Origin of the sequence: Methylobacterium sp. C1 (assembly GCF_001854385.1) — a bacterium.
Classification (GTDB): domain Bacteria; phylum Pseudomonadota; class Alphaproteobacteria; order Rhizobiales; family Beijerinckiaceae; genus Methylobacterium; species Methylobacterium radiotolerans.
This window is the reverse complement of sequence record NZ_CP017640.1, coordinates 1,468,799-1,483,710: the sequence shown is the minus strand read 5'-3', so window position 1 is coordinate 1,483,710 and position 14,912 is coordinate 1,468,799. Positions and strand designations below refer to the sequence as shown.

The window sequence follows — 14,912 nt, the reverse complement described above, 5'->3', positions numbered from 1 at the left end:
TTTTGCCGGCTTCGGCAAGGCGGCCCCGGCAGGGGGCGGGCTCAGGCGTCGTCGAACGCGAGCTTCTCGGCCGGATACTCGAGCATCAGCGCGCGGCGCTCGAGCGAGTTGTCCCACTCGCCGACCTTCGTGTAGCCGCCGGCGACGTCCAGCACCTCCACGACCCGCCCGATTGTCGGGATGCTCTTGAAATGCTGCGGCCAGCCGGAGGCGAAGTAGAAGACCTGCTCGACGTGCTCGGAGAGCTGGCAGACCCCCGGCCCGAACGTGCCGAGCCCGAAGACGAGGTAGCGCCCGTTCATCAGCGCCGCGACGTCGTCGATGAGGGTGCCGCTCTGGGTCGTCAGCGGCACGCCGATCTCGGCGATCCACGCTTCCAGCACCGGGATCACCGGATTGAGCCGGTTCTCGAACACCATCTTGATCCGGGTGATGCGGCCCTCTGCCAGGAGCCGCCGGATCACCATCTGGTAGAAGGCGAGCGGCGGCTGCGGGTAGGTCGGCGCCACCCAGGTGCTGAAGATGTCCCCCGAGCGGATGTGGATCAGCAGCTCGTCGTCGGGCTTGGCGGGGATCTCCGCCGGCAGACGGTTGAACAGCGGCCGGATGCAGGTCCGCACGATGTCCCGTGTCTCGTCGGGGCCTAGGGTGCCGGCGAGCTGCTGGATGCCGAGGTCGAAATACATCCCCGACAGGAAGGCGCCCGCCTCCGGCAGCGGCTCCGAGCCGGGGATGAAGGTGAGGCCGCCGCAGGTCAGCGGGCCGGTCAGGCCGATCACCTCGCTCCGGTCGGCGGCTGGGAGCTTGATGTATTTCAGGTTCAGGTTGCGGGCGATGCCGATGGCGAGCAGCAGCTGGATCAGGCAGTTGCCGAAGGCGCCGCATTCGTAGAGCGCGAGCCCGACCAGGGCGCGGGAGCGCGGCCGCTCGGCGCCGACGAGGCGGTAGGAGACGTAAACGTTCGCGCCGGGCCGCTCGTCGGCCATGTCGAAGGGCACGTCCAGCACGCGCCGCAGGGCGATGAGGTCGAAATCCGCCCGGTCGCACAGCACCCGCGCCTCCGGCGGCGCGCCTCCGGCGGGGCCGTCCGGGGTGACGCGGACGTGGCGCGCCCAGGCGCCCTCCCCGGTGGCGAGCACCAGGGTCGCGGGCCCGCTCCGGGCCGCGTCGAGGTCGGCCGCGCGCCAGGCCTGCCCGTCGTCGGAGAGGGCGAGGCGCGGCGGCGAAGCCGAGATGGCCGCGATCTCGACGCGGCGGATCGGGCAGCGGAAGCCGAGATCGACCTGGAAGCCCGGTGCGCCGGCCGGGTGATCGGTCGCGCCGGCCGCGGCGTCCGCGCGGTGCCAGGGCCGGCCGAACGCCGCATCGATCAGGTCGCCGTTCATCGCGTCTCGCGGTGCGAAGGGAGCGGTCCGGGGCCCGTGCCCCGACCCACACTCTGTCGAGGCGGGCGCCCGGGTCCCGTCACCCGGGCGTGCGCGGGCGGGCGCCGGCGCCCGTGGGCTAGCCGTCGAGCCCGAGCATCAGCCCCAGATTCTGCACGGCCGCCCCGGAGGCGCCCTTGCCGAGATTGTCGAGGCGCGCGACCAGCACCGCCTGCCCGTGCTCGGCCGAGCCGAACACGCGCAGCTCCAGCCGGTCGGTGTCGTTGAGATCCTCCGGCTCGATCTTCTCGCGGTGCGCGCCGGTGGCGGCGCCCGGCACGACCTGCACCAGGGGCTGCCCGGCGTACCAGTCGCGCAGGGCCGCCTCGAGGTCGGAGGCGCTGGGCCGGCCCGGCAGGGTCTCGAGGTGGAGCGGCACGCTCACCAGCATGCCCTGCCGGAAGTTGCCCACCGACGGCACGAAGATCGGCCGCCGGGTGAGCCCGCTGTAGCGCTGCAGCTCCGGCAGGTGCTTGTGGGCGAAGCCGAGACCGTAGAGCTGGAACGGCGGCGCCGTGCCCTGCTCGTAGGCCTCGATCATGCTCTTGCCGCCGCCGCTGTAGCCGCTGACCGCGTTGACGCTGATCGGGTGGTCGGCCGGGATCAGGCCGCCCTCCACCAGCGGCCGCAGGAGCGCGACGCCGCCGGTCGGGTAGCAGCCGGGATTGGCGACCCGCCGGGCGCGCGCCACCGCCGCCCCCTGCTCCCGGGTCAGCTCCGGGAAGCCGTAGGTCCAGCCCTCCGCGACCCGGTGGGCGGTGCTGGCGTCGAGGACGCGGGGGCCGCCGCCGGGCAGGCTGTCGGCCAGCGCCACGGTCTCCTTGGCGGCCTCGTCCGGCAGGCAGAGCACGACGAGGTCGACCTCGGCGAGCAGGGCGCGCTTCGCCGCCGGATCCTTGCGGTGCTCCGGCGCGATGCTGCGCAGGGCGACCCGCCCGTCGCGCTCCAGGCGCTCGCGGATGCCGAGACCGGTGGTGCCGGCCTCGCCGTCGATGAACACGGTGGGCTTCGTCGCGCCTGCGCCAGACATCGCTCGTCTCGCTCTCTCGAATGTGCCTCGCCGCCCGAGTCGGGCACCGCGGCCGGGGATCAGGTGCGCGCGGTGCGACAGCCTGTCAACGGCCGTGCCGCGGCCTGAAAACGCGAAAGGGCGGCCCCCGCAGGAGCCGCCCTCTCCGTGACACCGGTGTGACCGGGTGTCTTAACGCTTGGAGAACTGGAAGCTGCGGCGGGCCTTCTTGCGGCCGTACTTCTTGCGCTCGACGACGCGGGCGTCGCGGGTGAGGAAGCCCTCACGCTTCAGCGGGGCGCGCAGCTCCGGCTCGTAGTAGGTCAGGGCCTTCGACAGGCCGTGGCGCACCGCGCCGGCCTGGCCGGAGAGGCCGCCGCCCGTCACCGTGACGGTGATGTCGTACTGGTCGACGCGGCCGGCGATCTCCAGCGGCTGGCGCAGGATCATGCGCAGCACCGGGCGGGCGAAGTAGGTCTCCACCGGGCGCTTGTTGATCGTGACCGTGCCGTTGCCGGGCTTGATCCAGACGCGGGCGACCGCGTCCTTGCGCTTGCCGGTGGCGTAGGCGCGGCCCTGCGCGTCCAGCTTCTGGACGTGGACGGGGGCCTCGTTGGCGGGGTCGACCGCGCCGGTGTTCGACCGGTTGAGGTCGGCGAGGGACTGCAGGGTCGCCATGATCAAGCGCTCACGTTCTTGCGGTTGAGGGCGCCGACGTCGAGCGCCTGCGGCTGCTGGGCCTCATGCGGGTGCTCGGTGCCCTTGTAGACGCGGAGATTGCCGAGGATCTGGCGGAAGAGCGGGCCGCGGGGCAGCATGCGCTCGACGGCCTTCTCCACCACGCGCTCGGGGAACCGGCCCTCGAGGATGAACTTGGCAGTCCGCTCCTTGATGCCGCCCGGATAGCCGGTGTGGTAGAAATAGCTCTTCTGATTGTACTTACGCCCGGTGAACTTCACCTTCTCGGCGTTGATGACGATGACGTTGTCGCCGCAATCGACGTGGGGCGTGTAGGCGGCCTTGTGCTTGCCGCGCAGGCGCATCGCCACGATCGACGCGAGGCGGCCGACGACGAGGCCCTCCGCGTCGATCACGATCCACTTCTTGTCGACCTCGGCGGGCTTCAGCGAGGTGGTCTTCATAGCCAAATCCCAGGGGTTCCGACGGACCGGACCCCGACGCGTCGGGATCCGCGGACATCGGGGTGCCGAAAAACGAGCCGCCGCGTGGGGTACACGCGGCGGCGGTGCCGGGTCCATAGACGGCCCCGGACGCTGGGTCAACAGGGAAGTTCAAGATCCCGGAAAAGCTATTTTATTCAGCGTGTTGGCGGATGAGGTACCAGAGTACCGCTAGCCGTCGGAGCGCCGGCCCCGCTCCGCGATGGTCAGCTTCTGGACGCCCCTGGCCGCCAGCACCGGCTTCCGGGCGCTGAGGATCCGGGAGTTCACGCCGGTCCAGCCGATCTCGCCGGAGAGCCGGCCGTACTCGATCTTGGGGCAGCGGTTCATGATCACCGTCAGTCCGCGCGCCTCGGCCCGGGCGGCGGCCGCGTCGTCGCGCACGCCGAGCTGCATCCAGATCATCTTCGGCGGCGGCGTCAGCGCCAGCGCCTCGTCGACCAGCGGCCCGGCGGCGGCGGAGTTGCGGAAGATCTCGACCATGTCGATCGGCTGGTCGCCCAGCCCGGCCTGGACCTCGGCGAGGGAGGCGGCCACCCGGCGCCCGAGCAGGTCCTGGCCGGCGAGGCCGGGATTGACCGGCGTCACCGCGTAGCCCCGGTCGAGCAGGTATTTCAGGACGATCCAGCTCGGGCGCGCCGGATTCGCCGAGGCGCCCACCAGCGCGATCGTGCGCGTGCCGTTCAGGATCGTGCGGATCTGCGCGTCGGGGTAGCGGGCGTGCCGCTCCGCGAGCGCTGCCGCGTCGCTGGGCGCGGGTGGCCGGTTCTCGTGGCCCGTCTCGTCCATGGCGTCTTCCCTCGTCGTCCGGATGATCGCGGGTCGTGTCGCGCTTCTCGCCGCGTTCTGTGCCGCGTTTCTGGCCGCGCGTCGCGCCGCTGTCGCGGCCCCGGCGCGGCCGCCGTCACAGCCACCGTCACAGCCGCCAGACCTCGTAGCCCAGCCGCGCGAACGGCGCCTTCTCGAAGAGTGCCTTCACGTCCACGATCAGGCCGCCGGGCTTCACCCGGGCGGCGATCGCCTCCGGGCCGAGTTGGGCGTAGTCGCGGTGCGGGACCGCGATCACGGCCGCGTCGGCCTCGGTGGGCAAGTCGGCCCAATCGACGAGGGCGATGCCGTACTCGGCCCGGGCCTCCGCCGCGCCGGCGCGGGGATCGTGGACCGACACGGCGCAGCCGAATTCCTCCAGCTCCCGCACGAGGTCGGCGACCTTCGAGTTGCGCAGGTCGGCGCAGTTCTCCTTGAAGGTCAGGCCGAGGACGATGACCCGCGCCCGCCCGGTCCCGCCGCGCCGGACGATCCGCTTCACCGTGCTGCGGGCGACGTGGGCCGCCATGCTGTCGTTGATCCGCCGCCCGGCCAGGATCACCTGCGGGTGGTAGCCGATCATCGCGGCCTTGTGGGTCAGGTAGTACGGGTCGACGCCGATGCAGTGGCCGCCGACCAGCCCGGGGCGGAACGGCAGGAAGTTCCACTTGGTCCCCGCCGCCGCGAGGACCTCCTGGGTGTCGAGGTCGAGCTTGTCGAAGATCAGCGACAGCTCGTTCATGAGCGCGATGTTCAGGTCGCGCTGGGTGTTCTCGATGACCTTGGCGGCCTCGGCGACCCGGATGGACGAGGCGGCGTGGAGCCCCGCCTCGATGATCGACCCGTAGAGGGCCTTGAGCCGCTCCAGGGTCTCGGGGGTGTCGCCGGCGACGATCTTCACCACCCGGGCGAGGCTGTGCTCCCGGTCGCCCGGGTTGATCCGCTCGGGCGAGTAGCCGACGAAGAAATCCGTCTTCCAGCGCAGGCCCGAGGCGCGCTCCAGGACCGGGATGCAGACCTCCTCGGTGGCCCCGGGATAGACCGTGGATTCGAACACCACGGTCGCGCCCGGCCGCATGTGCCGGCCGACGAGGTCCGAGGCCCGGATCAGCAGGTCGAAATCGGGGCACTGGGCCGCGTCCACCGGGGTCGGGACCGTGACGACGATCACGTCCGCCGCGCCCAGCGCGGTCGGGTCGTCGGTGATCGCGAGGTGCGCGGCGGCCCGGAACGCCTCCGCGTCGATCTCCCCGGCCGGGTCGTGCCCGGCCCGGTAGGCCGCCACCTTGTCGGCGGCGCGCTCGTAGCCGATCGTGGCCCGCCTCCGGCCGAACGCCAGGGCGAGCGGGAGCCCGACATAGCCCAGGCCGACGATCGCCACGCTGTCCGCCGAGCGGTCCGCCGGGCCTTCCCCTGAGCCGTCTGCCGCTCCGTCAGCCACGCCGGATCCCTCTGCGGGCTCGGAGGGCGCCGATGACGATCCGGCCGCCGGGCGCGTATAGGGGCGGTCCGCGCCGGCGTCGACTCGCCTCGGCCCGCGCGGTGCGCGGCCCCGGACCGCTTACGGGGCGAGACCATGGGGCGTGACGATGCCTGATCTCCGCTGGACCGAGGGGCCGGTCCACTGCACCGACCTCGTCGATGGGACCGGAAAGGTCTTCGGCTACGTCGGTCCCTGCGCCGCGGGCACCCGCGGCTACGTCGTCCAGTCCGGGTCGGAATGGCCGCCGCGCCCCGCCGCCTTCGCCGATCACCCCGCGGCCGCGGCGGCCCGCGCCTGGGTCGAGGCCGCCGTGTCCGCGCGCGCCTTCCGGCCCGTCCGCATCCTCCGGGAGGACGTTGCTCGGGAGGACGGCGCGCCGGAGGCCTGATCGCCCGGCGCGGTTCAGGAACTCGTCAGGTTCGCTCGGCTTTGGTGTGGCGTGGAGTGGAGGCGCCCGATGGCCGAAATCTGCATCACGGAAGACCAGAACGGACGGTGGACCGTCTACACCGCCGGACTGGTGGTGACGGACCTGACACGCGAGGCCGCCGAGGCCTTCGCGGCGAGCTACCGCCGCGTCACGGCCGGCTGAGCGACGGGCCTTCCGACACCCCGGAGCCCGAACGCGCGGCCCCCGGGAGCGCCGGCGCGCTCGGGCTCCGGGGCGCGTCGTGCTATGAGGCCCGCCGAGCCCCGATCGCCCTGTCGCGGGCAATGAGGTCGATCACCATGCGCCTGTTCCTGCTCGCCGCCGCCCTGCTGGCGCTGCCCGCCCCCGCCTCGGCGCTCTGCCGCTGCACGTGCATCCGGGGCGAGATGAAGGCGATCTGCCAGGAGACCGACCTGACGGTGCCGATCTGCCAGGGTCTCTGCGAGACCACGATCCGGCAGGAGCGGGTCATCATCCCGCTGGCCGGCGGCCGGCAGGCCTTCGAGCCGGCCCAGTCGACGAACCCGGCGCCGGGCGGCCTCGTGTCCCCCGATCTCAGCCTGGACACCAACCCGAACGGCACCCAGCTGGGCACGCCGAGCCAGCTCTCCGGCAGTGTCGGGTCGAGCCTCTCCTCCGGCAGCGGCCGCTGAGCCACGAAAAAGCCCCGCGCGGCGGGTGCCGGCGGGGCTGAAGGTTGAGGACGCCCGGTGCGTTACGCCGAGCGACTGCGCCTAGAGTAACACCATTCTACGGGATGGGAAGCTCCGGCGAAGAAAAATCAAGACTCTTTTCGGTCGATCGCCCTCGGGTAAACGGAAAAGTCCCCGCTCGGCTGGGCCGGGCGGGGTCTATCGCGGCGGGTGCGCGGCGGGAGGCCGCGCGTATCCTTGGTCCGGGACCTGTCCGACTTAGGACTGGGTCTTCAGGTAGGCGATGAGGTCGTTGATCTTCTTGTCGTCCGCGATGCCCTGGAAGATCATCTTGTTGCCGGGCACCTTCGCCTTCGGGTTCTTCAGCCACTCGTGCAGGTTGGCCTCGTCCCAGGTGATGCCCGAGTTCTTCAGGGCGGCCGAGTAGTTGTAGCCCTCGTAGGTGCCCGCCTTGCGGCCGACGACGCCCTTCAGGTCGGGGCCCACGCCGTTCTTCTGGAAGTTGTGGCACGCCTTGCAGGGGGCGAACGCCTTCTCGCCGGCGGCGGCGTCACCGGCCTCCTGGGCCTGCGCGGCGAAAGGCAGGACGACGGCGAGAACTGCGCCGATTGCGAGCATACGCATGTATAAACCCCAATCCAGAAGATAAGCTTCGCGGTTTTGGCAGAAAAAACGCGCGATGCAAGCGAAAAAATCTGAGCCTGAGCGCAGATTATATTGTGCGCTGTCTCACATCATCTCGAAAACCGTGCCGGCCGCGGTGCAGCCCTTCGGGTCCGGTCGCCGCCCGTTGGCGGTCCGCCGCCCGCGCACGGCCCGTCGCGCCCGCAGAGGGACACGGACGGGGACGGCGAACCTGAGAACTCTTCCAAGTTTGGCATGTCGGGATGTTGACGTGCGCCGAGGCACGATAATCCGCCCCGCGCCGGAAAATCCGTCTCGCCCGGGGAGCCGAGGACGGCGCGCACGAGAGAGGGCCCGCCGCGGCGAGCCCTGCCGAGTCCCTGGACGGGCGCGCGACGCTAGGCGGCGAGCGGCAGCCGGATCGCCGGCGGGCGGGGCTCCGGCACCGCGGTGGCCCGCGCCATCGCGGCGCCGGCATTCCACGCCGCCGGCGCCGCGACCCACGCGGCGAGGATCGTCGTCTCCAGGACGCGGGGCGCCGCCGTCAGCGGGCGGGGTATCGTCGGTCGTTGGTTGATCATGACGGCTCCGCGGCTTGCTCCGAGGGCCATGCGCCCGAATGGTTACCGCTGAGCCTCCGCCGGGACGGCGCGCGCAGATGTGATGCGCCGGCCCAATCCCGCGATAATCGATATTGGTGAGGTCGATTCACTAGCGCAAGGCGCCACTGTCTTTCGTCGCAAGGTGTGGACGCCGCCCGGTGGAAAAACCTGTTTCGGCGATACGCTCGAGGCTCATGCGAGAAACCTGCTCGTGGCATATAAGCTCGACTTTGGCCATTTATGCGGCGTAGCAGAGCGCATAGGCCCAGGGCGCTGGCAAACGGAAGCGGAGTTTTGTTCGGGGGCGTCGGCGCGGTGATGTTGCCAAAGTCCGCTCGCGCCAGATCGTACAGCGCACGGCGGCCAGAGCGTCGGGGAAGGTCGGGCGCGGTTTGGGGTACCACGCGGTCGCCGTGACGCGTCGCCGTTGGCGAGCCGAGAGGCGTGCGGTCAGCAGCGTGACGATCGAGAACAGAGCGAGCAGGCAGGGCGTGGTGCGGGCGATCGCCGTGTCAGACCACTGACGCTGCGTCTCGACCCCGAGATGGGCATGCGCTTCCTGGAAAGTGACCTCGATGGTCCAGCGCCGCACAAACCACCCTACGATCTGCGCGGGCTCGCGCGTCGGATCTGTGCAGAGCAGGGCCTGGGGTGGGAAAGCGCGCCTCGGGATCGCGGATGAGGACCCAACGGATCGGTACGACGGGCAAGCCACCGTGCCGCCACACCGCGGTGTCCGAGGCAATCTCGATCGTGCGCTCGCCTGCCCCGTACCAGCCGGGCACCACGACCGCGTGCCAGCGCGTGTCCTTGGCCGCGAGGATCGCGGCGAGCGTCGGCAGTCGCGCGCCCTTGGTCCGCGGGCGCCCAATCGTGCCCGGCGGGGCGGGATCGTAGAGTGCTGCGTCGAGCCGCCGCAGGCGGGTGATCGCCGCGATGCGGGCGCGGCGCATCGCGTCGAGGAACAGCAAGGCCGAGAAGTCGCTGTCGCCCACCACCACGAGGTCGCGCCTCGGCAGCCAGCGTCGGGCCTGGAGGGCGAGTTGGCCGCCGACGTTGAGCAACGGCTTGTGCCGACGGTCCCGTTCACGACAGGCGCGTTCGGACGGCACCAGCGCGGTCAGAAACGGCAACGCCCAGACGCGCCCTGCCCAGGGGATCGGGGCGAGCACCATCAGGCTCATCCAGCGCAGCCCGCTCGCCTTGACGAAGTGGCTGTCGGAGGAGCGAACCGGATCACGGTAGATGCCCTTGGCGGCGATCCGCTTGCCGCGGCGGCGCTCGATCGTGTCGTCCAGTCCCAGGACCAGGGGGCCACGTTGCGCAAACGCATCGACGAGGAGCCCGAGCAAGATACGGCTGCCGGAGCGCGGGCACCACGCCGCTCGGTTGAAGATGCGGTGGACGTTCACGAACCGCCGCTCCTGCCGCGCGGCCCATGATGCGCAGGACGCTTGTCATCGTGCGCTGCCCCCGCGTGAGGATCGCGCCGACCAGCAGGTTCTGGGCGTGTCGCCACGAGCGGTGGACGAACAGCGGTGCGAACGCCAGGATGATCACGGCGAAGCGGGCGGGCAGGGGAAGCATCGCGGTGTCTCCTGGCGGGGACGCCACCAGCCTATCCGTCACGCCCGCTTCGTCACCTCACATCCTCGACGCGCCGCAAATGGCCAAAGTCGAGCTTAGAGGATCTGACGCGACCTACGTCGCCAGCCTGATCTGGGTCGGATCGCCTCGCTCCTGGTCCTCAGACCGTCTTCGTTCGGGAGCTGTTGAGCCAGGCCGCCCGGTTCATGTTGTAGACGAGGTTGGCTAGCCCGATCTTCGCGGCGGCTGGGGCCAAGCCGATGGTGCGCACAAGAGCCCCATCGGCCACTTTTGACGGGCGAAGACGTGCTCGACAGCGGCGCGGACCTTCGACTTCCCACCGTTGGCGCGGGCGACGTTCCCCGCCTTCGGCTTACCTGGCGGCTTCTTGCGATGGATGCGGGAGCGTCAACTGAACCCCCATCCCGGCCGGTCCACAAAGGTCCAATGGCGTCGGGAAAAAACCCTTCTTTATCAACCTCTTGCCGAGTGGTATAGGAACATAGGTCCAAACCGGTTCGGCGTGATCTGTTCCGATCTTGGTGGGGTTGGTGGGGTAAATGGTGGGGTAGATGGCGCGAGCGATCAACCGAATGTCGGCGCGGACGGTTCAGACGCTCGCCGAGCCGGGCCGCCACGCCGACGGAGATGGGCTTTACCTCGTCATCGACCAGAACGGCGGAAAGCGCTGGGTCTTTCTCTATCGCCTGGCCGGCCGACGCCGTGAAATGGGACTTGGGTCGCTACGCACCATCTCCCTCGCGAAAGCCCGCGAATTAGCAAGTCGTGCCCGGACGATGGTGGCCCAGGGGCAGGACCCTGTTGAGGCTCGACAGGCCGAAGCGCCCTCCCCCGATCCGGCACCCACACCGAGTGTGCCGACCTTCGCCAAAGTGGCCGAAGCCTTCATGGACGAGCATGACGGCGGTTGGCGCAGCGCCAAACACCGCCAGCAATGGCGCACCAGTTTGATGAACTATGCCGCAGGGCTCCAAGAGAAGCCGGTCTCCGAGGTCAGCACTTCTGACGTTCTGGCCGTGCTGCGTCCGATCTGGCGCGAGAAGCCTGAGACAGCGATCCGGCTTCGAGGCAGGATCGAGCGCATCCTCGATGCAGCGAAGGTCGAGGGTCACCGGCAGGGCGAGAATCCGGCGCGCTGGCGGGGGCACCTGGAGCACACGCTACCGAAGCCCGGCAAGCTGTCCCGCGGCCACCACCCTGCCCTGCCCTACGCTGAGGTTCCTGCGTTTGTCGCAGCCCTGCGCACCCGCGTGGCCGCTTCCGCTCGGGCCCTGGAGTTCATCATCCTAACGGCCGCTCGCTCCGGCGAGGTCCGCGGCATGCGGGCCAGCGAGGTCGATCTGGATTCGGCTGTCTGGACAGTGCCGGCGGAGCGCATGAAGGCTGGCCGGCAGCACAGGGTTCCGTTGTCGCGCGCAGCGCTCGACCTGCTCGCCCCCCGCCTAGCCGTGATCGACCGCAACGACTTCGTTTTCGCGAACGGTCGAGGCGACATGCTTTCAGACATGGCGTTTAAGAGGCTGAACCTTCGGGCCGGCGTCGAAGGCATCACGACCCACGGGTTCCGGTCCAGCTTCCGTGACTGGGCCGGCGATGAGACGGATTTCCCGCGCGAGGTGATGGAGGCCGCCCTCGCCCACATGGTCGGTGACGAGGTCGAGCTCGCCTACCGACGCGGCGACGCTCTTGAGAAGCGCCGTCAGCTGATGGAACTCTGGGCTTCCTTCGTTGCGGCCGAGAACGGCGTCCCGTCGAGGAAGGCTTCCAGATCGCAGTGACGGATGACGGTGCTGCCGCCGATCTTCCGCGACGGAATCCGTCCGTGCTTGATGTACTCGAATAGGGTCGAGCGACTGATGCCGATCGCCGCCGCAGCATCTTCAACTCGGTAGGCCAAGGGCATGAGAACCATGCCACGGCGCCGCTTCGCCTGACTTGTCATTGTCCACTCCCTTGTCATTCAGCCAGGCGTCGCACGCCCGATTCAAATCGACCATCATCTTGGGCGCCCGGCGCTGCCGGATGCGCTCGCGGTCTCCCGCCTCGCACGCGATGTGGCGTGCCGCGGTTCGACAGGTTGGGCAGATGCGGGCGGTCATGATCTCGCCACTGCAACCGCTGCCGTCGTTGCTGCACTGCAACAGACGGTTAAGCATCGAGTCCCTACGCTGGTATCTCCCGCATGGAGGACATACGCAGCATGGCCAACAAGCACTTCGTCCACGCGTCCACGCACCCGACGGCTACGATCCGCCTCGGCAGCTTCGACGTGCCGTGCACGGTGCTCTCGTCCACCGAGGCCACGGCCCACGTCCGCGTCATCACTACCGGTGGTATTCCGGAGCACCTGACCTTCGTTCGTGACGGCGAGGTTCGCCGCGGCCGGGTTGCGCTGCGCAAGCAGGGTCCGCTCGGTCTCGATCTTTGGCTCGACCTGCAGGTGTCGCAGGATGCGCGCGCGGCCTGATAGAGGCCGGGACCTGAGAATGCTTCGAAACGCCGGGCAGCAGGCCTGGTAATACGCCACGGTCATTCTGCTGCCTCGGCGATCGGCGCGAGCGGCTGCCAGCGGATCAACACGCCCTCGAACACGTCGACGCCCGGATGCTCGGCCGCCCAGAAGGCGACCATCGCGGCCCAGTCGCGGAAACCGTCCTGTCGGGCGAAGGCGTCGAGATCCTCCTCGGTCCGGATCCAGCCGCCGTTGGCGAACACGATGCCGTCGCGCAGGTGCAGCTCGATCGGCCAGACGGCGGTGCAGGGCGACTCGCCGAGCTTCGTGCAATGGCGGGTCCGCATCCCGGTGTAGAGCTGGACCTGCTCACCTGGGCGGGCATGACGCGATCGGCCGAGGCGCTCGGCGCGGATGGTCTGGGTCTTCGTGTTCGCCAGGATCGGCGGACCGAACTGCTTCTTGAAGCTGTAGGCAACCACGATCAGGCCTCCCTGCCGGGCGCGGTTAGGGAGGCTGCGGTCGAACTCGTCGTGAACAGTCTCTTTCCGCCGCTGCGGGCGAAGTCCTCAGCCATCGAGCTACTCACATTTATCAGTATCGAGGGGGGCTTTTAAGCGGCTGTTTCACTGGTAAGATCGGCTTGTTGGCGCCCGGATAAAAAGAGCGCCGACGTTGGGAAGCGCCATCGTGGAGGCTCGACATGATCGACGCCAAAAATCTCTGGCTGGTTCGAACTGGCTGTCGCGTGCGCCGAACTGACGATGGCGAAGAGCTGATTGTCTTGAGCAGTCATCAGGATTCGGATGGACGCGTTAGGTTTCGATGCCTCAAGCAAAGCGCCCATCGATACGTCACCATTCAGGGCGCAAAGCTTGAGTTGACAGCCTGATCGTCCGCCCCCGCGCGTCATGGTGCTGGACTCGGCCATGCTGCTACTCCGCGGCTTCGGTGATGGGGGTGAGCGCAGCGTTCATGCGACGGCAATCCGTTGCGTGCAGAACGGCGGGATCAGGAAGAGGTGGTTGATGACCCGCGAAACCAAGACCCAGGCCGAGATCGAGTCGATGCTCCTCGAGCAGATCAAGACCTTGCCGAACGGCAGGTACGTTGAAGATGTCACGCTTGAGTTTGGCTTGACGGAGAGCGGCCATCCGGTTGTTGGCGTCGGATACATCGAGAATGATGGAGATATGCGGCAGATCCTGCAGCGCGCGATCACGCTCAACGAGCAGTACTGGCGCGAATACGACGTGCAGCCCGACTGAGTCCGTCATGTCTCATCTCCGATGAGCAGCGGCTGCACAGAGCCGTCCGAGAAGACGGCATCGAGCGGGACGTCCGCGGTTGGCTCATTGCCGGTCCACCGCTGCGGCCAGGTGCCGGCGGCGATCAGCTCGCGGATGCGCGCATCCTCCTCGGCGTTGAGCAGGTCGACGTGCGGCCGGCCGAGCCGGTCAGCCTCGGCGTTGCAGGCTGCCTGGATGGCCAGGATCCGGTCGAGCGCGTTGAGGCGCGCCGGCAGCGTGATCGGGCCCATGCGCTGCTGGTTCGGCACCAGCGTCCCGTCCTTGCGGGTCTCGCCGCCGGGCTGGCGCAGCCGGTTCCGGGCGAGCCGCAGCTCGCGGTAGATCGGGCGCAGGCCGAGCAGCGGGGCAAGGTACGACCACGCCGGCAGGGCGACGACCGCCTCCAGCGCCTTGTCCCGGGCAGCCAAGGGGCAGCCGACGCAGCCGGTGCGTGCGTTCGCCTCCTCGGCCTCGTCTCCACCGTAAGCGTCGGCCAGCATCGCCGTCGCCCAGCCGCCATAGGCCCGCATCGGCGCGTAGACCCGCAGCCAGTCCCAGACGTTGCAGACGCGCCAGTGCAGGATCGGCGCGAGGGTCGCGAGGCGGCCGCGGACTCCCTTCATGTCGGGCAGGACCTGCTGATACCAGCCCTGCCCACACTCGGCGCCGTCCTTCGAGCAGCTCATCTCGATCCGCTTGTCGCGGATCGCGCTCTCGCCCTGGCGGACGCCGGTGATCGTCAGGACGGTGTCGGTCTCGGGCAGGCCGGCGAGGTCGGCCTCGATCGCGGCCGCCATCGGGTCGATCTTGATCTGCCGGGTGCACCAGCGGAGCGTGTTGTTGTTGGGCGGCGGCACGCCCCGGCCGAGGATGTAGACGAGGAAGCGCCGGTCGAGCGGCGCGGTGACGACGCGCAGCCGGATCCACGGGAAGCGGGCGAGCCGCGCCATGACGTCGGCCGCTGCGATCGCGAGCGGCGTCAGCTCCTGGCGGGTGTCGGCATAGTAGACGGTCAGCGTCTTCGGCGGCGCGAGCCGGCCGGCCTCGATCAAGTGGACGATCAGGGTCAGCGTCGCGGTCGAGTCCTTCCCGCCGGACCACGCCATGGCCCAGTGCTCGTGCAGCGGGCCGTAGGCCTGGAGCGAGGCGAGGGTCATCTCGACCGCGTCATCGTAGACCAAGCGCTCTGCCGTCAGCGCGAACAGGTCGTGCTGCTTCGAGCCGCGGAGGATCGGTCCGGGCGCGTTCATGCCGCCGCTCTCAGATCTGCGAGGATGGGACTATGATCGGCGGGACGCTGGCTCGCAGCGGCTTGTGAATCCAATGCGAGGCCCGGGTAGAAGCCGGGCC

19 protein-coding genes and 1 pseudogene are annotated in these 14,912 nt (G+C 69.5%); 6 read left to right on the top strand and 14 right to left on the bottom strand.

The annotated features are described in order from the left end of the window. Positions 1-41: 41 nt before the first annotated feature. The 6 genes from BKE41_RS07025 to BKE41_RS07000 form a co-directional block, all read right to left on the bottom strand. The gene (locus tag BKE41_RS07025; protein WP_070998885.1) at positions 42-1,385 is read right to left on the bottom strand and encodes a coagulation factor 5 8 type domain-containing protein; all 1,344 of its coding nucleotides are present in this window, start codon (positions 1,383-1,385) and stop codon (positions 42-44) included. Positions 1,386-1,503: 118 nt separating this feature from the next. Further along, complete coding sequence (gene argC / locus BKE41_RS07020) at positions 1,504-2,454, bottom strand: N-acetyl-gamma-glutamyl-phosphate reductase (RefSeq protein ID WP_012318177.1); 951 nt, start codon at positions 2,452-2,454, stop codon at positions 1,504-1,506. Between the two features lie 171 nt (positions 2,455-2,625). Then, on the bottom strand, positions 2,626-3,111 hold the full coding sequence (gene rpsI / locus BKE41_RS07015; protein ID WP_070998883.1) for a 30S ribosomal protein S9: 486 nt from the start codon (positions 3,109-3,111) through the stop codon (positions 2,626-2,628). A 2-nt stretch (positions 3,112-3,113) separates the two neighbouring features. Beyond that, entirely contained in the window at positions 3,114-3,575 is a 462-nt protein-coding gene (gene rplM / locus BKE41_RS07010; RefSeq protein ID WP_012318175.1) for a 50S ribosomal protein L13, read from the bottom strand. Between the two features lie 210 nt (positions 3,576-3,785). Then, positions 3,786-4,403 (bottom strand): CoA-binding protein, encoded by a 618-nt coding sequence (locus BKE41_RS07005; protein WP_053622730.1) that lies wholly within the window; start codon positions 4,401-4,403, stop codon positions 3,786-3,788. A gap of 127 nt (positions 4,404-4,530) precedes the next feature. After that, the gene (locus tag BKE41_RS07000; protein WP_245295911.1) at positions 4,531-5,802 is read right to left on the bottom strand and encodes a nucleotide sugar dehydrogenase; all 1,272 of its coding nucleotides are present in this window, start codon (positions 5,800-5,802) and stop codon (positions 4,531-4,533) included. Between the two features lie 208 nt (positions 5,803-6,010). Between BKE41_RS07000 and BKE41_RS06995 the strand changes: the two genes are divergently transcribed. The 3 genes from BKE41_RS06995 to BKE41_RS06990 all read left to right on the top strand — a co-directional run bounded on the left by BKE41_RS06995 (position 6,011) and on the right by BKE41_RS06990 (position 6,987). Then, positions 6,011-6,292, top strand: a complete 282-nt coding sequence (locus BKE41_RS06995) for a hypothetical protein (protein ID WP_012318172.1) — start codon at positions 6,011-6,013, stop codon at positions 6,290-6,292. Positions 6,293-6,361: 69 nt separating this feature from the next. Beyond that, positions 6,362-6,496: a hypothetical protein gene (locus BKE41_RS32400; protein WP_020096204.1), complete on the top strand. Its 135-nt coding sequence runs from the start codon at positions 6,362-6,364 to the stop codon at positions 6,494-6,496. A gap of 137 nt (positions 6,497-6,633) precedes the next feature. Next, complete coding sequence (locus tag BKE41_RS06990; RefSeq protein ID WP_234741492.1) at positions 6,634-6,987, top strand: hypothetical protein; 354 nt, start codon at positions 6,634-6,636, stop codon at positions 6,985-6,987. 258 nt (positions 6,988-7,245) lie between these two features. Here the strand turns inward: BKE41_RS06990 and BKE41_RS06985 are convergent, their stop codons facing one another. The 4 genes and pseudogenes from BKE41_RS06985 to BKE41_RS30060 all read right to left on the bottom strand — a co-directional run. Then, a complete protein-coding gene (locus tag BKE41_RS06985) occupies positions 7,246-7,611 on the bottom strand; it encodes a cytochrome c family protein (protein ID WP_012318169.1) in 366 nt (121 codons plus the stop codon). A 398-nt stretch (positions 7,612-8,009) separates the two neighbouring features. After that, positions 8,010-8,192, bottom strand: a complete 183-nt coding sequence (locus tag BKE41_RS06980; RefSeq protein ID WP_024830700.1) for a hypothetical protein — start codon at positions 8,190-8,192, stop codon at positions 8,010-8,012. Positions 8,193-8,725: 533 nt separating this feature from the next. Continuing rightward, a complete protein-coding gene (locus BKE41_RS06975) occupies positions 8,726-9,625 on the bottom strand; it encodes a transposase (protein ID WP_245295910.1) in 900 nt (299 codons plus the stop codon). Positions 9,626-9,960: 335 nt separating this feature from the next. Then, positions 9,961-10,220, bottom strand: a pseudogene (locus BKE41_RS30060) (IS5/IS1182 family transposase); the annotation flags it as partial. Between the two features lie 152 nt (positions 10,221-10,372). On the opposite strand from BKE41_RS30060, the gene BKE41_RS06970 reads away from it, so the two are divergent. Then, positions 10,373-11,599 carry a site-specific integrase gene (locus BKE41_RS06970; protein WP_070998879.1) on the top strand — a complete coding sequence of 409 codons (1,227 nt, stop codon included), beginning with the start codon at positions 10,373-10,375 and terminating at the stop codon, positions 11,597-11,599. Here the strand turns inward: BKE41_RS06970 and BKE41_RS30055 are convergent. Next, positions 11,521-11,724 (bottom strand): helix-turn-helix domain-containing protein, encoded by a 204-nt coding sequence (locus BKE41_RS30055; RefSeq protein WP_245295965.1) that lies wholly within the window; start codon positions 11,722-11,724, stop codon positions 11,521-11,523. The two genes, BKE41_RS06970 and BKE41_RS30055, sit on opposite strands and share 79 nt — an antisense overlap. A gap of 297 nt (positions 11,725-12,021) precedes the next feature. Here BKE41_RS30055 and BKE41_RS06965 point away from each other — a divergent pair, with 297 nt between their 5' ends. Further along, the gene (locus BKE41_RS06965) at positions 12,022-12,288 is read left to right on the top strand and encodes a hypothetical protein (RefSeq protein ID WP_159392726.1); all 267 of its coding nucleotides are present in this window, start codon (positions 12,022-12,024) and stop codon (positions 12,286-12,288) included. A gap of 62 nt (positions 12,289-12,350) precedes the next feature. Here the strand turns inward: BKE41_RS06965 and BKE41_RS06960 are convergent, their stop codons facing one another. Then, positions 12,351-12,755 (bottom strand): hypothetical protein, encoded by a 405-nt coding sequence (locus BKE41_RS06960; RefSeq protein WP_070998875.1) that lies wholly within the window; start codon positions 12,753-12,755, stop codon positions 12,351-12,353. 131 nt (positions 12,756-12,886) lie between these two features. After that, positions 12,887-13,204 (bottom strand): hypothetical protein, encoded by a 318-nt coding sequence (locus BKE41_RS31080; protein WP_159392725.1) that lies wholly within the window; start codon positions 13,202-13,204, stop codon positions 12,887-12,889. A gap of 97 nt (positions 13,205-13,301) precedes the next feature. Here BKE41_RS31080 and BKE41_RS06955 point away from each other — a divergent pair, with 97 nt between their 5' ends. Beyond that, positions 13,302-13,541 (top strand): hypothetical protein, encoded by a 240-nt coding sequence (locus BKE41_RS06955; RefSeq protein WP_159392724.1) that lies wholly within the window; start codon positions 13,302-13,304, stop codon positions 13,539-13,541. Positions 13,542-13,546: 5 nt separating this feature from the next. Here BKE41_RS06955 and BKE41_RS06950 read toward each other — a convergent pair whose 3' ends face one another. Further along, positions 13,547-14,812 (bottom strand): phosphoadenosine phosphosulfate reductase family protein, encoded by a 1,266-nt coding sequence (locus BKE41_RS06950; RefSeq protein ID WP_070998871.1) that lies wholly within the window; start codon positions 14,810-14,812, stop codon positions 13,547-13,549. Positions 14,813-14,912 lie beyond the last annotated feature (100 nt).